This window comes from Brumimicrobium sp. (assembly GCA_023957385.1).
In the GTDB taxonomy this organism is placed as follows: domain Bacteria; phylum Bacteroidota; class Bacteroidia; order Flavobacteriales_D; family Crocinitomicaceae; genus Brumimicrobium.
Genome location: JAMLGZ010000001.1, coordinates 1111438 through 1137251, shown reverse-complemented (window position 1 = coordinate 1137251; position 25814 = coordinate 1111438). Strand labels below are relative to the sequence as shown.

Sequence of the window (25814 nt, the reverse complement as noted above, 5' to 3'; positions counted from 1 at the left end):
AAGATAATTTGAGACGAACATATCAAAGATTATATCATCAGTATGTTCACGTTTAAAATATAGAATGATGTATTAACATGGAAAAGAAAACTATTATAAAAGTATCAAAATCTAAACTTGAAGGTAAAATTAAAGTAAGCGGTGCGAAAAATTCAGGGCTTAAACTATTAACAGCTTCATTACTAACAGACGAACCAGTTGAGCTTTTTAATGCACCAAATGGATTATTAGATATGCAGGTGCATATAAAAATGTTGGAAAAGATGGGAAAGCCCTGCCAAGTTTTCAATGATTTTATAAAGATAACGGAAAACAATGTTGATACCGATTTAATTTGGGATGAGCGTTCTATTAGGAATTCGTTATTAATCCTCGGATGTCTAACAACTCGATTTGGAGGAGGTAAAGTTCCACTACCAGGTGGATGTAAATTAGGTGATAGAAAGTATGATTTGCATGTGATGATATGGGAAAGAATGGGGGCTAAAGTATGGGAGGAGGAAGGATACTTATGTACCAAAGTTGAGGAGCAATTGAAAGCGACAGATATTTTTCTACCTATGCGTTCCACAGGTGCAACAGAAAATAGTATCCTTTGTGCAACATTAGCACATGGAACAACCACTATTTGGGGACCACACATCCGACCTGAAATAATTGATTTAATAACCATGCTCAATAAAATGGGAGCAAAAATAAAAGTTTATGGTCAGAAATGCATCGTAGTTGAAGGAGTGGATAAACTAAATGGAGTTAAACATTCTGTTATTCCTGATAACATGGAAGCTTTAACTTGGGCAATAGGCGCTTCTATTACTGGAGGAGAAATAGAAATTGAAGATTTTCCATTTGAGCATCTTGAGGTTCCTATGGTGTTTTTGCGAGAAAGTGGAATGATATTATACAAAGGAAATAATAGCATAATTGTCAAAGGAAGTGATACATATCCAGTTGAAATCAGTACTGGTCCTTATCCTGGGATAAACTCAGACATGCAGCCTTTATTTGCGGTTTATGGAGCGATGTCCAAAGGAATATCTAAAATTATCGATTTAAGATTTCCTGGTAGGTATGGTTACGCGGAAGAATTAGCAAAGATGGGGTTGAAATATCAAGTGAAAGGTGATTTGTTAGTAATAGACGGTGGAGAACAATTAAAAGGAACACAAGTTACAGCATTAGATTTACGAGCAGGAATTGCATTATTATTAGCAGGTTTAACTGCAGAAGGCGAAACAATTATTGATAATGCATGGCAAATTCAAAGGGGATATGAGAGTCTAGAAAAGAAACTAAATAATTTAGGAGTGAAATTATGACTATAAAAAAATTACTTAATGAAATAAAAGGAGATTTGGGTAAAAAGCATGGATTTATAGTATTTTTAAAAGCTTTTTATTTTAATCCAAGTTTTAGAGTTTTATTAAATCATAGAATTGGAAAGTATTGCTATCAAAGTAAGTTTAAGATTCTACATCTTGTTGCCTCAAGATTAAGGTACAAAATGATTTCTAAAAGAGGCTGTGAAATATCATACAATTCTATTTTGGGTAAAAATATTAGATTGGCACATCCTATTGGAATTGTAATTGGTGACAAAACAGTAATTGAGGATAATGTGACTATTTTTCAATACGTTACTTTTGGAAGTCATGGGAGAAAGGGGGTAGAGTTTAATTATCCCATTGTTAAGAAAGGAGCAAAAATTTTCGTTGGTGCAAAATTAATCGGAGGCATAATTATAGGACAAAATGCAGTTATTGGCGCTAATGCAGTCGTGAATATTAATGTTCCAGAAAAAGCAACTGCTGTCGGAATACCTTGTAAAATTATCAATAAATAAATGGCATCATTTTTTAAAGATTTTTTATCGATTGGTTTTTCAAAAATATTAATCATAAGCTTTGGTTTAGGTAGTTCTATCATTATTGCACGATATATAGGACCATCAGGAAATGGAACAATAGCTGCACTAACGGTCTATCCTTCATTATTTCTATCCTTTGGATCTCTTGGAATAAGCCAAGCAACTACTTTTTATACTGGAAAGAAAATATTTTCTGAAGAACAAATTAAAACTGCGATAACGCAAATTTGGATGATAACAGTTATTATTTCTTTAGTAACTTGTTACTTATTGATGAGATACTTTAGTAACTCTGGAGATAATTTACTATTAGTTAGTTTGGCTTTATTGCCTATTCCATTTACTTTGTTTAATAAGTATAATTCAGGTTTGTTTTTAGGTAGAAATGATATTAAAACGTATAATAGGATTAACTGGATTCCAACTCTTATTGTATTATTGGGTGCTGTTATATTTGTCATTTTGCTTCATTGGGATATCGCTGGAGCAATGTTAGCCACTATTTTAGGTGGATTATTTATGTCTATTGTTTTACTTTTTAAAAATAAATTTCTAAAATCTTTTAGCTTAAAATTTGAATGGAGAGTGATTCAGTCCATGCTTTCTTTAGGTATGATATATGCCCTATCATTGTTGGTTATAGGGTTGAATTATAGAGTTGATGTGATTATGATTGACAAGCTCAGCACTGCATTCGAATTAGGAATTTATTCGAAAGGAGCAGGTTTTGCAGAATATTTATGGGAAATTCCAATGTTATTTAGTTCAATAGTTTTTGCGCGGTCGGCTGTTTCAAAAAAGCAAAAAGAATTTTCATATAAAGTAATCCGATTATTAAGAGTTTCATTTATCGGTGTGGGACTGGGAGCTTTGGTGCTCCTTTTTCTTTCTGAATATATTATTCCATTGATGTACGGGAAGGAATTTTATGGAAGTGTCTCTGTCTTAAATTATTTATTACCTGGAATATTGGCCCTAACTATTTTTAAAGTAATAAATATGGATTTAGCCGGACGAGGAAAACCTTGGATAGCTATGTGGGCAATGCTGCCAGCATTGGGTGTAAATATTATTTTAAATTATTTTTTCATCCCAAAATATGGAGCAAACGGTGCTGCTTATTCGTCAACAATTAGTTACGGTGTAGCAGGAGTCCTTTTCTTATATTTTTACAGTAAGGAGACTAAAATACCAATTAAAGAAATTTTAAAATTTAGAAGAGAGGATTTTGCCCCTATAAAAGGAATTATCAAGAAAATCATCAAACGATAATGAAACAGTATAAAGATTTTGATTTGACCAACTTCAATGCCTATAGAATACAGGCTATTGGGAAAGAGGTGTTTTTCCCGGACAACAAACAAGAGATTATAAATCTTTATCAGGAAAGAAAAGATTATTTACTTTTTGGGAGTGGGCATAATCTAATTTTATCAAAAGAGTATTATGAAAAGCCTATTATTATTTTTAACGGGAATTATAGTGAAATAAGATTATTAGAAAACGATGTAATCGAAGTTGAAGCTGGAGCTTTTACAAAACAAGTCTGTGAATTTGCTTTGGATAAAGAATTGTCAGGTTTAGAAATGTTTTATGATATACCAAGCTCCATAGGGGGAGCGGTGATTATGAATGCAGGTTCGAGTGGAGAAGAAATTAAGGATATTTTAATTAAGGTTAAATATTTAGACCTATTGGATATGCAGGTCAAAGAAATGCTTAATAAAGATATTTGTTTTGAATATCGGAATAGTTTCTTTCAGAAAAATACTGACAAGATTATTCTGAGATGTTGGCTTCAATTAACCAAGGGGTTGCGCAATGATATTGTAGAAAAGATGGAAACGATTAAGGAAAAACGCTGGGCAAAGCAACCACGGAACTATCCTAATTGCGGAAGTGTTTTTAAACGACCAAAAGGACATTATGTAGGTGCTCTGATGGATGAGTTAAACTTAAAAGGATATACAGTAGGTGGAGCGAAAATATCAGAAAAACATGGGGGATTTATTATAAATTTTAACAATGCTTCTGGTAAAGATATACTAGATATTATTGTTGAAGTAAAAAGACAGGTAAAAGAAAAATTCAATATTGACTTAGAAGTAGAACAAAGAGTGATATGAAAATTATTTTTTTTATTTCGGTTATGGGACACGGAAGAGGTGGACATTTTCACTCACTAAATCATATTTCTAATTCCTTAGCCAAATCGAATGTGATTGAGATATATACGATAGGTCCGGGAAAAAGTGATGTCATTCGAGATAATGCTAACTTTCGGAAACATCTACCTTTTCATGGAACGAATATCATTAAACTTCGTAAAGAATTAATCCAAATAAAGAAAGGGGAAGAATTTGATATTATACATTGTTTTGATTTAGGTTCATACCTTTTGATTAGACTTTTTTTTTCACTTAAGAAATATAATGTCTTTGTAAATAAATGTGGGGGGCCGAATCCTGCGAGCTATCCATATATCCCAAATCTTGTTTTGTTTAGTCTTGAAAATCTAAACTGGTTTCAAAATCAATATAAATTTAGAAATTCAAATATAAACTTAATTCCCAACAGAGTTGTTGCAGTTTCACCTTATAAAGGGGAAGAACAAAAACTCGAAAGAAATAACGATCTATTCACATTTGTTCGAATATGTAGAGTTGGGAAAGCCTATTTAAAGAGTATCATTGATTCGATAAATCTTATTTCAGTTTTACTAAACAAAAATATTTCTAATATAAGACTTTTAATAATAGGTACAATAGAGGATTATGAGATATTTGATAAATTTCAAGAAAATAGATTCGTTAAAGAGGGTAAGATAATTTTTGTATTCGATGAATATTCGACGAAAGAAGCATCAAAAATGTTATATTTAGCTGATGCTGTAATCGGAACTGGGAGGGGATTAATGGAAGCAGCGTCACTTTCTATACCTATACTCGCTATTAATAGCCAAGGGGAATTACCGGTTTTATTGGATAAGGATAATTTTAAAGTAGCTTTTGAAACAAATTTCTCTGAAAGGAATGTCTTTGAGGAAAAGGAGGTGCAAAAAAGTTTGGATTTAATAATAAGAATTATCTCTGATGAAATTAGGTATCGTGAACAAGCTTTTCAAGCACAGAATTTTTTTGAACATTATTTTGATATTGAGAGGGTGTCAAATAAGTATATTGAAGCATATAAAAAGGCTATTCTTAAAAAGCATAATATTTTTAAAGATTCAATATTTATTTTAAGAACCTTATATCACTTTTATTTAAATGGTAGAAAATGAGAATTTTAATAACAGGTGATTTAGTTATTGATCGAGTATACAATACAAAAGAAAGGATAGATTCTTCTCTAATAGATTTATTTCAGTCTTCAGACTATAATATCGTAAATCTAGAGGCTCCTGTAACAAATTCAATGTCCAAAATCACAAAAACAGGCCCTAATCTAAAGGCGGAAAGAGAAAGCACTTTAGATGTTTTAAAAACATTAGAGATAAATGCAGTTACTTTAGCTAATAATCACATTTTAGATTATGATGAAAAAGGTGTAAAAAATACTTTAGAATTCTGTAAAGAAAATAATATTCAAACGGTTGGTGCAGGTAAAAACTTACTAGAGGCATCCAAAACTTTATATATTGAATCAGATGAGGGGAGAATAGCCATTGTGAATTTTGCTGAAAATGAATGGGCAAGTGCTACGTCTATTTATGCTGGAGCAAATCCAATGGATGTTATCGAAAATATAAAACAAATTAGAGAAGCAAAAAAGAATGCAAAGAATGTGATTGTTATTATACATGGCGGACATGAATATTATAACTTACCAAGTCCAAGAATACAAAAACAATATCGTTTTTATGCAGAAGAAGGTGCTGATTTAATTGTGGGACATCATACACATTGTATTAGTGGATTTGAAACATGGAAAGATGTTCCTATTTATTATAGTTTAGGTAATTTTTTATTTACGCACAACAGTCAAATCGATGATTGGTATAATGGTTTAATATTACAAGTAGAAATAATATCAGGAGAATTGGGTGCTAAATTTATAGCCATCCAACAAGAAAAAGAAACGTTTTCTCTTTCGTTAAGTAAAAATATTGTGGAAGTTGAAAAACGCATTGAGGTATTTAATAAAACAATAATTGACAATAGCCTTTTGCAAGGCGCTTGGCAGAGATTTATAAAACAAAAGGAAAAGCAATATCTAAACTATTGGTCAATATTAAGTTTTATAAGCAATAAATATTTTAGAAAAATGTTTTCTCTTTTGGGATTTGCTAAGCCCAATAAGAAAGCAAGCGCTTTATATCTTAATCTGACAAGATGTGAAGCGCATAGAGATTTGTCTAAGGAGGTATTGAGAAAATATTTAGAAAAATGAAACTCGCCATTCATCACCGACCCAGTAGTTTTTCAGATCGCTGGATAGCATATTGCAAACGTGAAGAAATTCCGTTTAAAATTGTGAATTGTTTTGATACGAATATCATTGAACAATTAAAAGATTGCGATGCTTTAATGTGGCATCATCATCACGGGCATTTTAAAGATGTTTTGGTTGCGAAGAGAACCCTTTTTGCCTTGGAACATGCTGGAATCAAAGTGTTTCCTGACTTTAACACCGATTGGCATTTCGATGACAAAGTGGCTCAAAAATATTTATTGGAAGCAGTTGACGCACCCCTAGTTCCATCCTATGTCTTTTATGACAAACAAGAAGCAATGCAATGGGTGGAGAAAACAACTTTTCCTAAAGTATGGAAATTACGAGGTGGAGCTGGGTCTGCAAATGTAAAATTAGTACGAACGAAATCTGAAGCAAAACACCTAATTCATAAAGCTTTTGGCAAGGGATTTCCTGCTTTTGACAAATGGGGTTACTTCATGGAAAGAATTCAAAGAGTAAAACAAGGAAAAGAAGGAATAAAGGGAATTGCAAAAGGAATTTACCGTTTGTTTTTGACTACTGAATTTGGGAAACTCCAACCTAACGAAAAAGGTTATGCGTATTTTCAGGAATTTATTCCAAATAATAACTTTGATATACGTGTGATTGTTATTGATGACAAAGCCTTTGCCTTAAAAAGAATGACACGTGAAAATGATTTTAGAGCTTCAGGTAGTGGCAGAATTGTTTATGAAAAGGAAGAAATTCCCACTGAATGTGTGAAAATAGCATTTGAAATGAATAAAAAAATTCAGTCCCAATCTATTGCTTATGATTTTGTGTTTGATGAAAACAACAAACCATTAATAGTAGAACTCAGCTACGGATTTTCAGTTGAAGCTTATGATGCTTGTCCTGGATATTGGGATTTCAATTTGAACTGGCACGAAGGAAAATTTAATCCACAGGAGTGGATGGTCGAGGACTTAATAAAACTTTTGAATGCAAATAAATAAAAACATATTTGCTCGTAATACACTGTTTATTCTAATTGTTGCATATTTTTTGCAAGGATCTGTGTATGAAAGCGGGTCAATAATATCTCAAGTTTCTTTATTAGTAATTCTATTCATTTCCCTCTATTATTTTATACGGTTACTCTTTTCTAATGAAAAAAAGAATAATATTTTTATTCTCTGGTCTTCTCTTGTTTTTTTAAACCTGATTGGTTTTTTATTCACAGGAGATATTATGAACAAAGTCCACTTTTCCATGTTAAAAGTCGTTATGATGGCACTTCTTTCATTTTATCCATTTTATTACTTTTCAAGTAGGAATTTGATTAGTGAACGATATATTTTAATTTTTGGGCTCGTTATGTTACCTGTTATTGTTCTAGAGTTTTATTTTAACCATGATTTAGTTTTAGAACGTTTTGGAAAAGAGAATGTCGTAAATAATGTTGGATATAGTTTTGTTTCCATCATTCCATTTCTTTTCTTTCATAAAAAATCTAAGATAATCCCACTTTTAATTCTATTAATTTGTTTGTATTTTATTGTAGAGAGCACAAAGAGAGGTGCTATTCTTATAGGTATAATTTCAGCATTGCTTTATCTCTATTATTTGATAAGGAGCCAGAGAAAAAATAATTTCTTTAGTTATATTCTCATTCTTATTGGTATTATTAGCATATATTATTTCCTTTCTAATTTAATAGAAAATGATAGTTTTTTACTTCAAAGAATTGAACAAACTAAAGAAGGGGATTCTAGCCAAAGAAATATCATTTATTACAATATTTGGAATGGCTGGCTGAATAGTGACAATTTTCTACATCTATTATTAGGATTTGGGTTTGCTGGTTCAACAATTCTTAGTGGAATGGGGCTGGCACATAATGATTGGCTTGAATTGTTATCTAACTTTGGATTATTGGGGGTATCTATCTATCTATTCTTATTTATTTATTTATTTAAATTTATAATACTCTATAAAGGTTCTTTTATGCTTAAGATGTTGGGATACACTTTGATAATCACTTGGATTATAAAAACATTATTTTCTATGGGAATATATACTGAATCTTTTATTTTTCAATCCATGCTAATAGCTTACCTTATTGGACGTAAATAATTGTTGAAATGAAACTTCTCCTCTTCATAGACTCCCTCGGTTCTGGTGGTGCCCAACGCCAACTCGTCGAGCTCGGCAAAGGCTTTAAAGAAAAAGGACATGAAGTTATATTTCTGGTTTATCATGATGAACCCTTTTTTAAACCTGACTTAGATGCGGTAAATATTCCTATTAAAATAGTTTCCGAACCAAATTATCTCAAGCGAATCTTTAAAATAAGAAAAGTGATTCGAAAAGAAAAACCCGATGCTGTTTTGTCCTTTTTAGAGCCGGCTAATTTTATGGCGACATTGGCCGGATTACCGTTTCGAAAATGGAAATTGGTAGTTGGTGAAAGAAGCGCTAACCCCATGATATACAAGAGTCCAAAAAAAATCATATTTAGATGGTTTCATTGTTTTGCAGATTATGTAGTAGCAAACTCAAAAACTAACCTTGATATGGTTTATAAAATCAATCCTTTTCTAAGTAAGAAAAAGGGTAAGGTAATTTATAATAGTATTGACTTTTCGATATGGAAATTAAACCAAGGTCAGAAGGTAATTAGTGATAAATTGAATTTGATAATTATTGGAAGGTATCACCCTTTGAAGAATTTTGACAATTTAGTTAAGGCAATTATATCACTTTCTGAAAGTTATAAAAATAGATTGATAATTAATTGGTATGGCGAAAAAGTTTTACCTGATTATTTTGAAACTATAGTAGATCAAATTACTAAGCATGGTTTGGAGAGAATTATTAAATTGAATGAGAGCACACTTAATATTAAACAGAAGTATTACGAATGTGATTTAGTAGGACTTTTCAGTACGTTCGAAGGCTTTCCAAATGTTATATGTGAAGCTATGGCAATTGGAAAGCCAGTTATTTGTACTAAAGTTTCAGACATACCTATGTTTATCAAAGAAGATGTGAACGGGTTTTTATGCGAAGCTAATGATTCAGCATCTATTGCCAGAGCAATAATTAAAGCGATTAATTCTACAGAGAATGAACGGAATAAAATGGGTATTATAAATCACGATACCGCATTTAAGAATTTTAATAAAGAAATTGTAATAAATGATTATTTAAGATTGCTGAAATGAAAAATCCCATTAAATTATATCGTCTTTCATATAAACTGAGGAGTATTCCATTCATACCTAAGATGATAACTTATTTTATTCGTTTTTTTTTCAGCTGTTACCTGCCACATACGGTCGAAATTGGAAATAATTTTATTTTAGGTTATGGTGGTCTGGGTGTTGTTATTCATGGTGCTACCAAAATTGGGAATGACGTACATATAGACCAGAATGTCACCATAGGTGGAACATCCAAGAAAACAGAAGTTCCAACTATAGGCAATCATGTTTATATTGGTGCCGGCGCCAAAATTTTAGGACCAATTAAAATTGGTAATAATGTAGTTATTGGGGCAAATGCAGTTGTGGTTAAGGATATTCCTGATAATTGTTTAGTAGTTGGTGTTCCCGCAAAGGTGATTAAAACGGGGATTTTGAAATCTGAATATGTTTAATCCTTTTATCCAAATGACCACAAATCAACTCATCCGATCCGATTTATACCGCTACTTCGGCCAAACAGGAATTAAAGCTTTCATAAAAGCATTTATTTTAATTCCAGGCTTCCGGTATATGTATTTCTTTAGAAAAGCAAGTACTTGTAAACGCTCCTCTTTGCGGGGGGGGGGGTATATCGTGTTATCCTCCGACATTACCAATTCAAATATGGAATACAAATACCTGCAGGGACTCAAATCGGAAAAGGATTTTATATAGGTCATTTTGGAACAATTGTCGTAAATATAAAGTCAAAAATCGGCGATAATTGTAATATTGCACATAATGTTACTATCGGTCAAGCAAATAGAGGTAAGTTAAAAGGAAAACCTATTATTGGTAACCAAGTTTGGATAGGAACGGGTGCAGTTATTGTTGGAGGTATAAATATTGGAAATAATGTTTTAATTGCTCCGTTGACCTATGTGAATTTTGATGTGCCCGATAATTCAATTGTTATTGGTAACCCTGCAAAGATAATTCCAAGAGAGAATGCAACAGAAGGGTATATTAATAGAGAGGTGTAGTATATGAAATCTTTTGCGAAAGCTTTGAAAAATATTTTTATCATATAACAAAATGCCTTTAAATAAAAGAAATCTAATCCTGATAGGTCCCTTGCCTTATTTTAACCGAAAAAAATCAATAGGTGGTGCTACGATTTTATTTCAGGAAATGGTAACATTTCTGCAAAATGATGAAAAGATAATTTCTACAGTAATTCCGTCAAATAGATATCAAAGCCGCATTCTTTCTTTTTTTTATTTGATATTAATTTCATTCCTTAAAATCAAAAGAAAAGATATTGTTATATTAAATGTTAATTCTTTTGGAGTCAAAGTTTTATGGCCTACCTTTTTTGTAATGGCAAAAATTTTAAAATTAAAGCTAGTATTACGTGTTTTTGGTTCTCATTTTGATAGCGATATTGAATCTAAAATTTTCAAACCAATATTAAAACTAATTATCCCGAAAGTTGATATATTACTTTTAGAAACTCAATTTTTAGTAGATAAGTTTCAAAAAATAAACCCTAATACTATATGGTTTCCAAATACTAGAAAATCTAGATCCATAGAAGAATTAGAAGATTTGAAAAGAGGAAAAGATTTTAAAAAGAGATTCATCTTTTTAGGGCATATAAAAACAGATAAAGGTATTATCGAACTCCTAGATACGTTCGCTAAATTGCCAGATGAATATAAATTATCAATTTATGGTGAAATAATAGATGAAAGACTAAGTTTCTTAATAAATAATGAAAATTATAAAGGTAAACTCAAACCTCAAGAGGTAATACCTATATTAAGCCTATACGATGTCCTCATATTACCAACCTATTATGATGGAGAAGGATATCCAGGTGTAATTATTGAGGCTTATAGGGAAGGTTTGCCTGTAATTTCGACAAATTGGAAATCTATTCCTGAAATAGTTGAAAATGGCAAGACAGGAATTTTAATTTCTCCAAAAAATTCAGATGAATTACTGAATGCCATTCTTTTATTTAATGATGACAACTATTCTGAATTTTCTCAAAATGCATTGTTTGCATTTAATAATTTTGATTCATCTATTGTTCATGGAAAACTATTCAAAGAAATAATTCCTGAAACACTAAAAATTGGTTAGACCTTATGTGTGGTATTATTGGTTCAATAAATATTGAAAAATATAAAATTGTAACGGGATTGAATAAACTTCATCACCGAGGGCCTGATGCACAGAATATATATACTTGTGAACAAGTTGTCCTAGGTCATGTGAGACTTAGTATTCGCGATTTAAATGAAGGAGCTAATCAACCATTTAGAATTAATAATGAAATAATTGTTTTCAATGGCGAAATCTACAATTATCAGTTACTAAAAACTCGTTTAGAAAAAAAAGGAATCAAATTTAAAACAAGCAGTGATACTGAAGTTCTTTTACAGTGGCTAATCAATCAAGGTATTGAAGGAATCTCAGATGTTGAAGGTATGTTTGCCTTTGCTTGGTATTCAGAAGATACCAATAGACTAATATTATGTCGAGACCAACTAGGGATAAAACCGCTATATACTTATCATTCGAAAACAGATCTGCTTTTTTGTTCCGAAATAAAAGCAATGTTTGAAGTAAAACCAGATATAAAAGAAATTGATGAAAGTCAAATAACAGAGTTTTTATTAAATGGCTTTTTATATGAGCCGGATACTGGGTTTAAAAATATTTTTAAAGTAAAACCCGGAAGTTACGAAATCTATGATTCTCATTCTAATCTGATTGAACGCGTAGAATATTGGAATATTAATTCAGTAAAATCTCTTCCAAGTGATATAAATAAATTAGAAGAACTAATTGACCAAACTATAGCAGAGCATTTAGTAGCAGATGTACCTGTTGGATTATTTTTTAGTGGCGGAATTGATTCATCCATAATTTTAACTAAAATAAATAGAACGATTAAGCCAATTACAATTAAATCTTCAGATATTCAATATAAAAACTCCGGGATGTCAAATGATTATTCCTATGCTAAACAGATTGCCGACCTAGTGAATATACAATTGGATGAAGTGAGATTAGATTTGGTTACGTTATCCAATGATGACTTTTTATCATTAATTAATGAAGTTGCCACTGGTAATGAGGAAATGATGTCCGACTTTACTTTTCAAAGTTCAAAAACACTTTCATTATATGCCCAATCTAAAGGGTACAAAGTTATGCTAAGTGGAATGGGAGCCGATGAATTGTTTGCAGGATATCCTCGCTATAAACTTGTAAGATATGAATCCTTTTTTAGACTAAGCAAACCTTTTGTTTTCCTTTTACAAAAGAATAAATGGTTTTCAAAGAAAATAGAACGATTTAACTCCTTTTTTAAAGAAAGAGACTTTGGTCTAAAATATACTTCACTTATTGGGGTATTTAGTAAAAATGAAGTTCAAAATCTGACAGATAAATTAAAATCCCAAGATGGAATATTTCGTTACGAACAGAAAATACAAAAAAAGTTATGTGAAGTTAAGAATCAAACGAATCTAAAAAAAGCTATGTATTTAGATCTCACAGGTTTTTTATCTCATAATTTTTTAGTAGCAGACAAATCGAGTATGCTCGCTAGCCTTGAATTAAGAGTTCCCTTGGCAACAAAAAAATTATTTGAATTTGCATGGAACTTGAAAGATCAACAATTATTAAGTATAAGGCGAAATAAAAAACCATTACGCAATATTCTCTTAAAAAAAATATCGAGATCAATAGTTGATCGTAAAAAAGCAGGTTTTAACGCGCCTCTTGATGATTTTATAAATCGGTTAGATTCAGATAAAATCCTAGATATTCTTTTAAAAAACGGTCTTTTCAAATTTATAAATCAAAGTGCTGTTGAAAGTGTCATATTCGAACATTTCTCTCATAAAAGAAATAATACCTACAAAATTTATCAACTTTTATATTTGTCTTATTGGTTAAAGAACTTTTCAAATTAACAGGATTTTCCAATATGAAACTATTAATTTATTACATTAAAATAGACATACTTCAATAGTTTCAACGAATTAAAACAAAGTTATTATCTCTATTTATATCATCAATACAACCCAAGCCAGTTTTGCAGCGATAGAAAGCTTAAAAACAGGTAGATGGGTGGAAGTGTAGGGATGTTTCACGTAGCGAGCGCCGCGATAAAACGCCGCAAACGCCGCAAAAAAACCGCCGCGATCTCCGCGTGAAAAACCGCCGCGAACTCCGCGTGAAAAACCGCCGCGAGCTCCGCGTGAAAAACCGCCGCGATCTCCGCGTGAAAAACCGCCGCGATCTCCGCGTGAAAAACCACCGCGAGCTCCGCGTGAAAGAAAACCCGAACACCGCGTGAAAGAAAACCCGAACACCACGTGAAACTAAGATGAGTGGAGTGAAACCCATACTAAGATAATGTATTATTAAAATATTTGCGTACATTTGCTATCGCAACCTGTGTTACGGTAATCTGCGTTACGATAAAATATGAAGTTTTATAATAGAGAGAATGAATTAGCTTTATTGCGTAGGATTGAAAAACTTTCCTATAAATCTGCACAAATGACATTTGTAGTGGGAAGAAGACGTATTGGTAAAACAAGTCTTTTGGTGAAAGCAACGGAAAATGGACCTACTCTCTATTTCTTTGTAGCAAAAAAAAATGAATCTTTGCTTTGTGCAGAATGGATGGAGGAAATTAAACAAAAGTTAAATCTACCTATCTTTGGCGAAATCAAAACGTTTAAAGAGTTATTCGGTTTTCTAATGAATCATTCCAAAATGCATCATTTTACCTTGATAATCGATGAGTTTCAAGAATTTACTACGGTTAATCCTGCCATATATTCTGAAATGCAAAATAGTTGGGACAGTTATAAAGAAGAAAGTAAAATCAATTTAATACTTTGCGGTTCAGTGTATTCTATGATGACCAAGATCTTTGAAAATACCAAAGAGCCACTATTCGGTAGGGCCACACAAAGAATTCATCTAAAAACATTTGATATCGCAACCATCAAACAAATTTTAACTGATTATTCTCCTAATTATAGTAATGAAGACTTACTTGCTTTCTATCTATTCACAGGAGGTGTTGCAAAATATGTAGAGTTATTAGTACAAAATAATGCTTTTACTTTTGAGGCAATATTGAATACCTTATTAACCGAAAATTCTCTATTTTTAGAAGAAGGTAAAAACGTGTTGATTGATGAATTTGGTAAAGATTACGGAAATTATTTTTCCATCTTAACACTCATTGCCTCTGGGAAAACGTCAAGAGTTGAGATAGAATCCATTATGGAAATGCAAACTGGTGGTTTTTTAACACGTCTAGAAAAAGAATATGGATTGATAAAGAAAGTTCGTCCAATTTTGGCTAAATCCAACAGTCGGAATGTGAAATACACGATAGAAGACAATTTTTTAAAATTCTGGTTCCGTTTCATTTATAAATTCCGTAGTGCAGTAGAAATTGGAAACTTGGATTACCTTAAAGAAATTATTCGAAGAGATTATGCAACTTTCAGCGGAAGAATATTAGAAAAATATTTCACGGAGCATTTAAAAACTCAAAAAAAATATAATAATATCGGCACTTATTGGGAGAAAAAGAATCAAAATGAAATTGATATCGTAGCAATTAATGATTTAGATAAAACTGTTTTATTTGTCGAAGTAAAAAGAAATAAAAATAAAATCAGCCTTGAGAAATTAAAAGAAAAATCGAAACTTCTAACCCAGAAATTCAAAGATTACCAATTGGAGTATCAGGGTCTTTCGATGGAGGATATGTGAGGGGATCACGTAGCGAACGCCGCAAAAAAAAACCACGAATGCCGCAAAAAAAACGCTACGAGCTCCGCGTGAAAAAAACCTCTGCTAGCTCCGCGTGAAAAAAACGCTGCGAACTCCGCGAGAAAAACCGCCGCGATCTCCGCGTGAAAAAAACCCGAACACCGCGTGAAACAACCAATGAGCAAAGCGAATTAAAAAACACACCATGGAAAAGATAGAAAACGAAATCGCTACAATTATTCTCGATCAAGCTTTCAAAATACATCGTGAATTAGGCCCTGGGCTATTAGAATCTGTATATGAACGTTGTTTAGAATATGAATTAATAGAAGCAGGTTTAGATGTTCAAACCCAAGTTCCAGTAAGAATGAATTATAAGGAAATAATATTCGACCAAGGATTCCGAATGGATCTATTAGTAGAAAACAAAGTTATTATAGAATTAAAAGCAGTTGAAAAACTTGCACCAGTACACTATGCCCAAACATTGACCTATTTAAAAATGACAGATTTAAAATTAGGACTATTACTGAACTTCAATGTGAAATTAATGAAAGAAGGAATTCATCGGGTAGTAAATAATTTGTAAGTGTGTTCACGTAGCGAGCGCCGCGATAAAACGCTGCGAGCGCCGCGTGAAAAACCGCTGCGAGCTCCGCGATAAAACGCCGCGAACTCTGCGTGAAAAAACCCCGAACACCGCGTGAAAAAGCAAACATTTTTTATGCTTATACCTATAAAAACTTATTAATTATACTTATTTTTGTGCTTATAATACAAATAGTGTGATTTTAAGACCGACATACATACAGGCATTGTTACCTTTTATTGATAAACCTCAAATTAAGGTAATTACTGGAATTAGACGTTCTGGCAAGTCGGTAATATTGGATTTACTCAAGAAGGAACTGCAACAAAGAGGAGTGAAAGAAAATCAAATTATAAAATTGAACTTCGAGAGTTTATCTTATATCGAATTGACTAAAGCAGAGAAATTATATAAATACATTAAGGAAGAAATAAAGACATCTCAAAAATATTATCTTTTGTTAGATGAAATCCAGGAAGTAGAAGATTGGGAAAAATCAGTTAATTCTTTTTTGGTAGATTTTAATGTAGATATCTATATAACAGGCTCAAATTCTCATTTGCTATCTTCTGAATTAGCTACTTATTTGGCAGGAAGATATGTAGAGATTCCTATTTTTACGCTTTCCTATCGTGAGTTCTTATCTTTTAGGGCATATTATTTTGATGAAGAGATAGAACATGTTTTTGATAAATATCTAAGACTTGGTGGATTTCCTGTGATTCACACATTGGATTATCCAGAAGAGACAGCATATAAGGTGGTTCATGATATTTATTCATCAGTTATTTTAAGAGATACTGTTCAGCGTTATAAAATTAGGGATATTGAGTTATTGGAACGTGTAATTAAATATGCTTTTGACAATATAGGCAATACCTTTTCAGGGAAAAATGTAGCAGATTACTTCAAAAGTCAACAGCGAAAAATCGACGTCAATACAGTATATAATTATTTAACCGCTTTGGAGGGTGCTTTTATTCTATATAGAGTACCTCGTTATGATATCAAAGGTAAAGAAATTTTAAAAACACAAGAAAAATTTTATGTGAGTGATATTTCAATTATCTATGCTTTATTAGGAAATCGAGACCGCATGATAGCTGGAATATTAGAAAATATTGTTTTTCTGGAATTAAAAAGAAGAGGCTACAACGTATATGTTGGGAAATTAGATACCACCGAAATTGATTTTGTAGCCGAAAAACAGGGGAGAAAGGTATATGTTCAGGTGGCTTACAAATTAGAAAAGGAAGACACTATTAATAGAGAATACGGAAATTTATTAGCAATCAAAGATCAATTTCCGAAATATGTGGTAAGTCTGGATGAATTTTGGAAAGATAATATTGAAGGTATTGAGCATTTACATATTAAAGATTTTTTATTAAGTGAAAATATTTAAAACATGTCTGTTTGATTAACCGCGAACACAAAGCTTCGCGACCTCTGCGCAACCTTAGCGCCCTCCTTGCGGTTAAATTTCAGTTAAACACATGAAACATATCTCCACATATTACCATACTCTCAAATATCTCAAACCGATACAAATTAAGTATCAGCTACTTTACCGTTTATTCAAGGCAAAACCGCTATCTCATTATAAAAATAGCATAAATCCCCTAGAAACAACTCCATTAAAATTCATCCAATCACCCTACCACTACTCCTCCTACTTAGGAAATAATAAATTCACCTTTCTAAACCAAGAAAAGGATTTTAGTCAACAAATCGATTGGAGTTATAAAGAATATGGTGCTTTATGGAATTACAACCTTCAATATTTCAATTACCTCGCACAAGAAAATATTACGAAAGAAGAAAAGCTATGCTTACTGAAGGATTTTTATCAGAGCAATGTAGTTTTAGAGCCCTACCCTATTTCCCTACGTTCTATAAATACTATTCGCTTTATTTTACGCGAGGAAATACAAGATAGCTCGCTTATTGAAAACTTGTATGGTGAACTCAACTTTCTCTCCAAACGTTTAGAATTTCATATTTTAGGGAATCATTTACTAGAAAATCTATTCGCCTTAATGATGGGAGGCGTATTTTTCCAAGAAGAAAAATGGATACAAAAAGCGCACGCACTACTCATAGAGCAATTGGATGAACAGATTTTAAATGATGGAGCTCATTTTGAGCTCAGCCCTATGTATCACCAAATCATGTTGAATCGTGTATTAGAACTCATTGATTGGTACTCAACATACGAGAAAAAAGAAAAACAATTTGAACATTTCCTAAGAGAAAAAGCAGCCAAAATGCTTGCATGGCTAAAAAACATGACCTTTTCCAACGGGGATATCCCCATGGTGAATGATGCTGCAAAAGGTGTTGCGCCTACTACTAAAGAATTGTTTGAATATGCTGCAAAATTGGAGATTAAACCAAAAGAATTATCATTGACTGATTCTGGGTATCGTCACTTTTCTAATGAATACTTTGAATTACTTATAGATGTAGGGCAAATTTCACCAAGCTATCAACCCGGTCATTCTCATGCAGACAGTTTGAATTTTATTCTCAATTTTCAGGGAAAACCAATCATAGTAGATACCGGAATCTCTACCTATGAAAAGAATTCACAACGACAATCAGAGCGTGCTACTTCTGCTCATAATACAGTTGTTGTAAATAACATTAATTCTTCGGACGTATGGAGTGGTTTCAGAGTAGGGAAACGAGCAAAAACAAATGTTCTACTGGAAAACAACAATCAAGTTATAGCTTCACACGATGGATATAAACATCAGAACATCATTCATCAACGTACGTTTACTTTGAATGAAACAGAAGTTATAATTGATGATTTAATCAATAATATTGGAAAGACGAAGAATCCTCAACCTTTAGCTGAAAAGATGACGAATCCTCCCCCCAGCCCCCTCCAAAGGGGAAGTGTTGGAATCCTTCATTTCCATCCTGATGCTTCTATACAGCAAATAGAGCAAGGTTTTATTATAAATGACGTTTTACAATTAACGATAGAAAATGCACATGCTATTACCTTGGAGGAATACAACTTTGCGGAAGGGTATAACATATTAAGAAGAGCAGAAAAGATAAAGATAGAAATGAATAAAAAAATAATTATCAAGATTTTATATGAAGTATAGATTGCCTTTGATATTATGAGAAGCATTTATATAAAACATTAATTTTGCGATTATATTCTCAAAATTAATATTATATTTGCGATTATGTTCGCAAGATTCATTAAGATGATTATACGACAATTAGAAAATGAAATAAAAAAGAACTTTGAAGATAACAAAGTTATAGTACTATTAGGAGCAAGGCAAGTTGGTAAAACTTCACTTTTAGCCAAACTCACCGAAGATAAAAGCAAAGTTTTGTGGCTTTATGGAGACGATACGGATACACGCGAATATTTTGCCAACCCGAATGCTACAAAAATTAAAAATTTAATTGGTAATAATAAAATTTTAGTAATTGATGAGGCGCAAAGAATCGAAAACATTGGTTTATGTTTAAAAATCATATATGATCAAATCAAAGATGTAAAAGTCTTAGCTACAGGCTCTTCTGCTTTTGAATTGGCAAACAAAATCAATGAACCTCTCACAGGTCGTAAGTGGGAGTATCGTATGTTTCCGCTTAGCTTTTCAGAAATGGCAAATCACACAAGTATTTTGGAAGAAAATCGATTGCTTGAACATCGACTTGTTTATGGTTATTATCCGGATGTTATTAATCATCCAAATAAAGCCGAAGATATCCTAAAGCAACTAGCAAACAGTTATCTCTATAAAGATATTTTGACTTGGGAGCGAATCCAAAAGCCCGATAGAATGGAGAAATTAGTCCAAGCGATTGCTTTTCAAGTGGGAAATTTAGTGTCATACAATGAGTTAGGCAATATGAGTGGATTGGATAATCAAACCGTTGAGCATTATATCAACTTACTCGAAAAAGCATTTATTGTTTTTCGTTTAGGTGCATACAGCAGGAATTTACGAAATGAACTGAAAAAGTCTCGAAAGATTTACTTTTATGACAATGGTCTTCGTAATGCAATAATCAATCAATTTAATCCTATAGGTTTGCGAAACGATGTTGGTGCTTTGTGGGAAAATTTTATGATTGTAGAGCGTATGAAACGAAATGCTTATTCTAATTATCATACCAACATATATTTTTGGAGAAATAATAACCAACAGGAAATTGATTATGTAGAAGAAAACAATGGAAAATTAGATGCTTTTGAATTTAAGTGGAGTCCATCAAAAGTAAAATTTCCAAACGATTTTGTAAACACTTACAACCCAGCAGAAAAACTTGTAGTCACAAAAGAAAATTACAGAGATTTTATATGCTAATTTGTTATAATGCTCTATTGTTAACGGATGATATGATAATCGAAGATGTAATGAGTGAAAGAGATAGAATTTAAATCGATTTCACACAAGAATTGAATAAATTAAAGTAAAAAATGAACTATAAAAGTACTAAACAATAAATGAAACTCCTTTTTCTTACCGATAATTTCCCTCCAGAAGTTAATGCTCCTGCCAATAGAACGTATGAACATTGCAAAGAATGGGTGAAACAAGGGGTGGATGTTACCGTAATCACATGCGCACCTAATTTTCCAAAAGGAAAGGTATATGATGGATACAAAAACAAATTCTATCAAAGAGAAGAAATAGATGGCATTAAAGTCATACGTGTATGGTCGTATATCACAGCGAATGAAGGATTTATCAAACGTATATTGGATTATATCAGTTATGCCATGATGGCTTTCTTTGCTGGTTTATTTATAAAAACAGATATCATCATCGCTACTTCCCCCCAATTTTTTACGGCTATATCTGGACGTTGGCTTTCATTCTTTAAACGTAAGCCTTGGATAATGGAAGTACGTGATTTATGGCCAGAATCCATAGTTGCAGTTGGTGCAATGAAGAAGAATGCTTTTATTCGATTTTTTGAATGGGTAGAAAAAAGATTGTATAAGAGTGCTACTAAAATTGTAGTTGTTACAGATGCTTTTAAAAAGAAGATTATTGAAAAAGGAATCCATGAAGATAAAATACTCGTTCATAAAAACGGAGCTAATTTAGAACTGTTTGTACCCCAAGAAAAAAATCAAAAGTTATTAAAAGAATTGAATCTAGAAGGGAAAAAAGTATTTGCCTACATCGGTACACATGGAATGGCTCATGGTTTAGACTTTATCCTAAATAGTATTGGTGACTTTCAAGATTCCCATCCTAACTTTCATTTTTTATTCATAGGAGACGGAGCAGAACGAAAGAATCTATTAGAATTAAATGAAAAATTACAGTTAAAGAATACTACATTTTTAGCTTCTGTTTCTAAACAAGAGGTTATCAAGTATTTAAGTTTAATGGATGTAGCCTTAGTGAATTTACGCAAAAGTGATACATTTCTAACAGTTATACCTTCTAAAATTTTTGAAGCAGCCGCAATGGAAAAACCTATTTTATTAGGCTTAGAAGGAGAATCCAAAGGGATTATAGAACAATTCAACGCAGGATTGTGCTTTGAACCAGAAAATAAAGAAGAATTTATCCAACAAGCTATTTCTATTTTAGAAGAATCAAATTACAAACAATTTCAAGTTGGATGTAAAAAACTTGCTCAAGATTTTGATCGAAAGAAGATAGCGATTGAGATGTTGGAGGGGATAGCCGCCTTCGGCTACGCTCAGTCGGCAGGATAATCCAAACGGAGATCGAGCGGAGTCGAGAGCGGAGTGCAGTTACCTTCAGTAATCGCCGCCTTCGACTACGCTCAGTCGGCAGGATAATCCAAACGGAGATCGAGCGGAGTCGAGAGCGGAGTCTCATTAACATTAAAAACAAACAATCATGAAAAAAATAACCCTCATCGCCGGAGCGCGACCCAATTTTGTAAAAATAGCTCCCTTAATTCATGCCATTCAAAAAGCACAAAAAGAAGGAAAGGATATAGACTATCGTTTAGTGCATACGGGTCAGCACTACGATAAAAATATGTCAGGTAGTTTTTTTGAAGAGTTGGAAATTCCAGAACCACATGCTAATTTGGAATCAGGAAGTGGCTCTCAAGCTGAGCAAACTGCGAACATCATGATGCGTTTTGAAAAGGAACTGATGGAAAATCCTGCCGATTTAGTATTAGTTGTGGGAGACGTAACCTCTACGATGGCATGTGCTATCACTGCACAAAAGTTACACACTAAAGTAGCACACGTAGAGGCAGGTATTCGTTCCAACGACTGGACCATGCCCGAAGAAATCAATAGATTGGCAACTGATGCCGTGACCAATTACTTCTTTACCACTTCAGAAGTAGCCAATGAAAACTTACGCAAAAGTGGCATAGAAGAAGAACGTATTTTCTACGTTGGAAATGTGATGATTGATACGCTACTTAAACAGCAACCACGTTTTACAAAACCTGCTATTTGGGATACCTTAAACCTAAAAGAAAAAGGATATGTATTAATGACACTTCACCGTCCAGCCAATGTGGATGAGGAAGATAAACTACGCGAATTAATTAGTGAAATTGTAAAGAATACACACGATTTACCATTGATTTTCCCTGTGCACCCCAGAACAGCTAAAATACTACAGAATTTAGGGATTGAAGATCCTAAAATGCACTATGTGGAGCCTATGGGGTATTTGGAATTTAATTATTTATCGCAACATGCAAAAGTGGTTGTCACCGACTCCGGAGGAATCACCGAAGAAACAACCGTTATGGGAGTTCCTTGCATGACCTTACGAGACAATACCGAAAGACCCGAAACAATCACAGAAGGGACCAACGAGCTTTTGGGAACTGATCCTAAAGCCATTGCACCAGCTATGGAAAAGCTATTCTCTGGGAATTGGAAAAAAGGAGGTATTCCACACTTATGGGATGGAAAAACTTCAGAGAGAATCATAGAAATACTTCAGAAGATGTAAAACTATTTATAAAAAACTATAAAAAAACAGCAAAAATTTAAAAAGATAACTATATATTTGTTCTTTACAACAAACTAAGATTATGAAAATGAGAGCATTATACCTTATATTTACTGCGATAATCCTTGGAATGACTGGTTCCCATGCACAAGGGGTTTTAAATTTGGAAAATAACGTACGTTTTGGTTTAGCTATAAGCGGACATAATTCGCACATTCGTGGTATTCATAATCAATCCTTAGGACGTTACGCCCCTGCTTTTGGTATCTATACGCAAATCAATTTAATTCCCAATAAAACCATGCAAGGGATTAGTACTGCAAAAATTTATTTTGTAGCACAAGTTGAATACAGCATGGAAGGAGAAAAAACTAAATTCAAAACAGGGGAAATTAACAAATATATATACGATTACATCAATATTCCGATGTATATCAAGTATAACTTCGGATTTGGGCAAGGGGCAAAACCAAACTTTATGATTATGGGTGGTCCTATGGCTAGTTTCTCTGTATATCAAAATTATGTAGGAGATAAAACATTAGAGAGAGAGGTGGTTCAGATTGCACATAGTAACTTTAAGAAATTTAGCTTTGGTGCTTCTGTGGGGATAGGCTATCGTTTTATTCCTCAATTGGAGGGGTATTTCCGATATGATCATGGATTTACGAAGGTGTATGGAAATTACGATAAGCATAATACGTATAAGTATTTCTTAGCAGCTGGGTTGAACTGGTTCTTTAACTAACAGCAAAGGTTTGGGGACTTTGGTCTCGACTCCGGTCTCGACTCCGCTCGACCTCCGATTTATCCCGTCGACCTCCGATTTATCCGTTGATTATCCGTTTGATTTCCCCCGTCGACTGAGCGTAGTCGAAGGCGACTGATCGGGTTCCCCCGTCGACTGAGCGTAGTCGAAGGCGACTGATCGGGTTCCCCCGTCGACTGAGCGTAGTCGAAGGCGACTGATCGGGTTCCCCCGTCGACTGAGCGTAGTCGAAGGCGACTGATCGGGTTCCCCCGTCGACTGAGCGTAGTCGAAGGCGACTGATCGGGTTCCCCCGCCGACTGAGCGTAGTCGAAGGCGACTGATCGGGTTCCCCCGTCGACTGAGCGTAGTCGAAGGCGACTGATCGGGTTCCCCCGCCGACTGAGCGTAGTCGAAGGCGACTGATCGGGTTCCCCCGTCGACTGAGCGTAGTCGAAGGCGACTGATCGGGTTCCCCCGTCGACTGAGCGTAGTCGAAGGCGACTGATCGGGTTCCCCCGTCGACTGAGCGTAGTCGAAGGCGGCGATATACAAAGCCAAAGGCGATCGTCACTCCTCTTTATATTCTATATAATTTTTAAAATGTGTATCATTTTGACATTCCGAGAGTTCGTTAAGTAAATTGGTTTGTCCATTGATTAGAGCTTCTTTCTTAGCTCGACTCCATCCTTGGATTTGCTTCTCTCTATAGAATGCGGTATCTATTCGATTATATTCTTCATAATATACCAATTTTACAGGAAGACGTTTTTTTGTATGATTTGCTCCTTCCCCTAATTGATGTTGAGCCAATCTTCGTTTTAGATCTTTAGTACTACCTGTGTAGTAACTTCCGTCTGAACATTCTAGTATGTAAATATATCCTATCATAGTTTTAATGGTTGTTGATTGATTTTACTTAGATATCGACCTCCGATTTATCCCGTCGACTGAGCGTAGCCGAAGGCGACCGATCGGGGTAACACCGTCGACCTCCGATTTATCCCGTCGACTGAGCGTAGCCGAAGGCGACCGATCGGGGTAACACCGTCGACCTCCGATTTATCCCGTCGACTGAGCGTAGCCGAAGGCGACCGATCGGGTTAACACCGTCGACCTCCGATTTATCCCGCCGACTGAGCGTAGTCGAAGGCGACCGATCGGGTTAACACCGCCGACTGAGCGTAGCCGAAGGCGGCTGTTACTGAAGGCGGCCATAGTCAATAATTCGTTTTCATTCATAATTCAGTGGTTAAAATATTAAGTTACGAATAAAATTTAATTTAACCGCAAAAGAACACAAAGTTTTTTCACGCAAAGAAAACACAAAACTTCGCGTCCTCTGCATCATCTATGTTCCCTATGTACCTATGTGTTTCAAAAAAAACCTCCGCGTTCTCTGCGCAACCTTAGCGACCTTTGCGGTTAAATTAAAACTTTTTCCTTACCTTTGCCTCTTCAAATTTTCAGTATATGAAAAACATACTTTTCATCCTAGCTTTTTGCTTTCTACTCACAAGCACATCTTGTAATCTTCGTAAGCGTATGGTGTATTTCCAAACGGATGTGACAGATAGCACAGCATCCAACTTCACCCCTACGATCAAAGTAGATGATATTTTGTCAGTTGTGATAAGTGCTGATAACCCTGAAACAGCTATTCCTTTTAATTTCCCAATCACCAATAATATTAACAGTGCCAATGGATATACCACAGGTAACCCAGAAAGAAATGGCTACTTGGTTGATGGAAATGGGAATATCCATATTCCTGTGGTTGGCAAAGTACACGTAGCTGGATTGACACGTATGGAAGCAGTCGATCAATTATCTAAAACCTTAGAAGATTATTTAAAGAACCCTGTGGTGAACTTACAAATCATGAATTATAAGGTAACCGTATTAGGAGACGTGAAAAATCCAGGGACATTCAAGATACCCAATGAGCGTTTAACTGTACTGGAAGCCATTGGCTTAGCCGGTGACTTAAAGATTACAGGGATGAGAAAAAACATATTGGTCATTCGAGATATAGACGGAAAAAAGACACAATACCGCATTGATTTAACCAAAACAGAAGAAGTTTTTGCATCTCCTGCCTATTATTTACAACAAAATGACGTCGTTTACGTAGAACCTAACCTAAATGAAAAAGTGAATGGTACATTTTGGAGATCTACCGCTACGATATTTACCTCGATAGCAGCAGTAATCCTATCTACCATTAGTATTTTAATACGTGTCAAATAAA

Annotated in this window: 22 protein-coding genes and 1 pseudogene; 22 read left to right on the top strand and 1 reads right to left on the bottom strand. The window is 33.7% G+C overall.

The features are described 5' to 3' along the window. Window positions 1-77 precede the first annotated feature (77 nt). The 21 genes and pseudogenes from M9897_05000 to M9897_04900 all read left to right on the top strand — a co-directional run bounded on the left by M9897_05000 (window position 78) and on the right by M9897_04900 (window position 23563). On the top strand, window positions 78-1319 hold the full coding sequence (locus tag M9897_05000) for a UDP-N-acetylglucosamine 1-carboxyvinyltransferase (protein MCO5268237.1): 1242 nt from the start codon (window positions 78-80) through the stop codon (window positions 1317-1319). Further along, entirely contained in the window at window positions 1316-1843 is a 528-nt protein-coding gene (locus M9897_04995) for a hypothetical protein (protein ID MCO5268236.1), read from the top strand. The genes M9897_05000 and M9897_04995 overlap by 4 nt, the downstream gene beginning before the upstream one ends. Beyond that, entirely contained in the window at window positions 1844-3139 is a 1296-nt protein-coding gene (locus tag M9897_04990; GenBank protein MCO5268235.1) for a flippase, read from the top strand. Next, entirely contained in the window at window positions 3139-3993 is an 855-nt protein-coding gene (gene murB / locus M9897_04985) for a UDP-N-acetylmuramate dehydrogenase (GenBank protein ID MCO5268234.1), read from the top strand. The genes M9897_04990 and murB overlap by 1 nt, the downstream gene beginning before the upstream one ends. Then, entirely contained in the window at window positions 3990-5150 is a 1161-nt protein-coding gene (locus M9897_04980; GenBank protein MCO5268233.1) for a glycosyltransferase family 4 protein, read from the top strand. The genes murB and M9897_04980 overlap by 4 nt, the downstream gene beginning before the upstream one ends. Next, window positions 5147-6259 (top strand): CapA family protein, encoded by a 1113-nt coding sequence (locus M9897_04975; protein MCO5268232.1) that lies wholly within the window; start codon window positions 5147-5149, stop codon window positions 6257-6259. The genes M9897_04980 and M9897_04975 overlap by 4 nt, the downstream gene beginning before the upstream one ends. Beyond that, the gene (locus M9897_04970; GenBank protein ID MCO5268231.1) at window positions 6256-7281 is read left to right on the top strand and encodes a hypothetical protein; all 1026 of its coding nucleotides are present in this window, start codon (window positions 6256-6258) and stop codon (window positions 7279-7281) included. Before M9897_04975 ends, M9897_04970 begins: the two co-directional genes overlap by 4 nt. Next, window positions 7268-8401 (top strand): O-antigen ligase family protein, encoded by a 1134-nt coding sequence (locus M9897_04965; GenBank protein MCO5268230.1) that lies wholly within the window; start codon window positions 7268-7270, stop codon window positions 8399-8401. The genes M9897_04970 and M9897_04965 overlap by 14 nt, the downstream gene beginning before the upstream one ends. 8 nt (window positions 8402-8409) lie before the next feature. After that, a complete protein-coding gene (locus M9897_04960; GenBank protein MCO5268229.1) occupies window positions 8410-9492 on the top strand; it encodes a glycosyltransferase in 1083 nt (360 codons plus the stop codon). Continuing rightward, complete coding sequence (locus M9897_04955; protein ID MCO5268228.1) at window positions 9489-9926, top strand: serine O-acetyltransferase; 438 nt, start codon at window positions 9489-9491, stop codon at window positions 9924-9926. Before M9897_04960 ends, M9897_04955 begins: the two co-directional genes overlap by 4 nt. Further along, window positions 9919-10496 (top strand): annotated as a pseudogene (locus M9897_04950) (serine acetyltransferase). The gene M9897_04955 and the pseudogene M9897_04950 overlap by 8 nt, the downstream one beginning before the upstream one ends. A gap of 52 nt (window positions 10497-10548) precedes the next feature. After that, window positions 10549-11601 carry a glycosyltransferase family 4 protein gene (locus M9897_04945; GenBank protein ID MCO5268227.1) on the top strand — a complete coding sequence of 351 codons (1053 nt, stop codon included), beginning with the start codon at window positions 10549-10551 and terminating at the stop codon, window positions 11599-11601. Window positions 11602-11606: 5 nt separating this feature from the next. Further along, complete coding sequence (asnB, locus tag M9897_04940) at window positions 11607-13445, top strand: asparagine synthase (glutamine-hydrolyzing) (GenBank protein MCO5268226.1); 1839 nt, start codon at window positions 11607-11609, stop codon at window positions 13443-13445. Between the two features lie 517 nt (window positions 13446-13962). After that, window positions 13963-15273, top strand: a complete 1311-nt coding sequence (locus M9897_04935) for an ATP-binding protein (protein ID MCO5268225.1) — start codon at window positions 13963-13965, stop codon at window positions 15271-15273. Between the two features lie 205 nt (window positions 15274-15478). Further along, a complete protein-coding gene (locus tag M9897_04930) occupies window positions 15479-15862 on the top strand; it encodes a GxxExxY protein (protein MCO5268224.1) in 384 nt (127 codons plus the stop codon). Window positions 15863-16058: 196 nt separating this feature from the next. Further along, complete coding sequence (locus M9897_04925) at window positions 16059-17267, top strand: ATP-binding protein (GenBank protein MCO5268223.1); 1209 nt, start codon at window positions 16059-16061, stop codon at window positions 17265-17267. A 91-nt stretch (window positions 17268-17358) separates the two neighbouring features. After that, window positions 17359-18984, top strand: coding sequence for a heparinase II/III family protein (locus tag M9897_04920; GenBank protein ID MCO5268222.1), 1626 nt, complete (start codon window positions 17359-17361; stop codon window positions 18982-18984). 84 nt (window positions 18985-19068) lie between these two features. Then, complete coding sequence (locus tag M9897_04915; protein ID MCO5268221.1) at window positions 19069-20208, top strand: ATP-binding protein; 1140 nt, start codon at window positions 19069-19071, stop codon at window positions 20206-20208. Window positions 20209-20348: 140 nt separating this feature from the next. Next, a complete protein-coding gene (locus M9897_04910) occupies window positions 20349-21578 on the top strand; it encodes a glycosyltransferase family 4 protein (GenBank protein MCO5268220.1) in 1230 nt (409 codons plus the stop codon). Window positions 21579-21726: 148 nt separating this feature from the next. Then, entirely contained in the window at window positions 21727-22815 is a 1089-nt protein-coding gene (gene wecB / locus M9897_04905; protein ID MCO5268219.1) for a UDP-N-acetylglucosamine 2-epimerase (non-hydrolyzing), read from the top strand. A gap of 88 nt (window positions 22816-22903) precedes the next feature. After that, window positions 22904-23563, top strand: coding sequence for a PorT family protein (locus M9897_04900; protein ID MCO5268218.1), 660 nt, complete (start codon window positions 22904-22906; stop codon window positions 23561-23563). Between the two features lie 570 nt (window positions 23564-24133). Here M9897_04900 and M9897_04895 read toward each other — a convergent pair. Continuing rightward, window positions 24134-24454 (bottom strand): GIY-YIG nuclease family protein, encoded by a 321-nt coding sequence (locus M9897_04895; GenBank protein MCO5268217.1) that lies wholly within the window; start codon window positions 24452-24454, stop codon window positions 24134-24136. A gap of 582 nt (window positions 24455-25036) precedes the next feature. Between M9897_04895 and M9897_04890 the strand changes: the two genes are divergently transcribed. Further along, entirely contained in the window at window positions 25037-25813 is a 777-nt protein-coding gene (locus M9897_04890; GenBank protein MCO5268216.1) for a polysaccharide biosynthesis/export family protein, read from the top strand. The last annotated feature ends 1 nt before the right edge of the window (window position 25814 follow it).

Bases quoted from the DNA above. Each gene is read 5' to 3' on its own strand.
- M9897_05000 (MCO5268237.1), top strand. From the start codon at position 78: ATGGAAAAGAAAACTATTATAAAAGTATCAAAATCTAAACTTGAAGGT.
- M9897_04995 (MCO5268236.1), top strand. From the start codon at position 1,316: ATGACTATAAAAAAATTACTTAATGAAATAAAAGGAGATTTGGGTAAA.
- M9897_04990 (MCO5268235.1), top strand. From the start codon at position 1,844: ATGGCATCATTTTTTAAAGATTTTTTATCGATTGGTTTTTCAAAAATA.
- murB (MCO5268234.1), top strand. From the start codon at position 3,139: ATGAAACAGTATAAAGATTTTGATTTGACCAACTTCAATGCCTATAGA.
- M9897_04980 (MCO5268233.1), top strand. From the start codon at position 3,990: ATGAAAATTATTTTTTTTATTTCGGTTATGGGACACGGAAGAGGTGGA.
- M9897_04975 (MCO5268232.1), top strand. From the start codon at position 5,147: ATGAGAATTTTAATAACAGGTGATTTAGTTATTGATCGAGTATACAAT.
- M9897_04970 (MCO5268231.1), top strand. From the start codon at position 6,256: ATGAAACTCGCCATTCATCACCGACCCAGTAGTTTTTCAGATCGCTGG.
- M9897_04965 (MCO5268230.1), top strand. From the start codon at position 7,268: ATGCAAATAAATAAAAACATATTTGCTCGTAATACACTGTTTATTCTA.
- M9897_04960 (MCO5268229.1), top strand. From the start codon at position 8,410: ATGAAACTTCTCCTCTTCATAGACTCCCTCGGTTCTGGTGGTGCCCAA.
- M9897_04955 (MCO5268228.1), top strand. From the start codon at position 9,489: ATGAAAAATCCCATTAAATTATATCGTCTTTCATATAAACTGAGGAGT.
- M9897_04945 (MCO5268227.1), top strand. From the start codon at position 10,549: ATGCCTTTAAATAAAAGAAATCTAATCCTGATAGGTCCCTTGCCTTAT.
- asnB (MCO5268226.1), top strand. From the start codon at position 11,607: ATGTGTGGTATTATTGGTTCAATAAATATTGAAAAATATAAAATTGTA.
- M9897_04935 (MCO5268225.1), top strand. From the start codon at position 13,963: ATGAAGTTTTATAATAGAGAGAATGAATTAGCTTTATTGCGTAGGATT.
- M9897_04930 (MCO5268224.1), top strand. From the start codon at position 15,479: ATGGAAAAGATAGAAAACGAAATCGCTACAATTATTCTCGATCAAGCT.
- M9897_04920 (MCO5268222.1), top strand. From the start codon at position 17,359: ATGAAACATATCTCCACATATTACCATACTCTCAAATATCTCAAACCG.
- M9897_04915 (MCO5268221.1), top strand. From the start codon at position 19,069: ATGTTCGCAAGATTCATTAAGATGATTATACGACAATTAGAAAATGAA.
- M9897_04910 (MCO5268220.1), top strand. From the start codon at position 20,349: ATGAAACTCCTTTTTCTTACCGATAATTTCCCTCCAGAAGTTAATGCT.
- wecB (MCO5268219.1), top strand. From the start codon at position 21,727: ATGAAAAAAATAACCCTCATCGCCGGAGCGCGACCCAATTTTGTAAAA.
- M9897_04900 (MCO5268218.1), top strand. From the start codon at position 22,904: ATGAGAGCATTATACCTTATATTTACTGCGATAATCCTTGGAATGACT.
- M9897_04895 (MCO5268217.1), bottom strand. From the start codon at position 24,454: ATGATAGGATATATTTACATACTAGAATGTTCAGACGGAAGTTACTAC.
- M9897_04890 (MCO5268216.1), top strand. From the start codon at position 25,037: ATGAAAAACATACTTTTCATCCTAGCTTTTTGCTTTCTACTCACAAGC.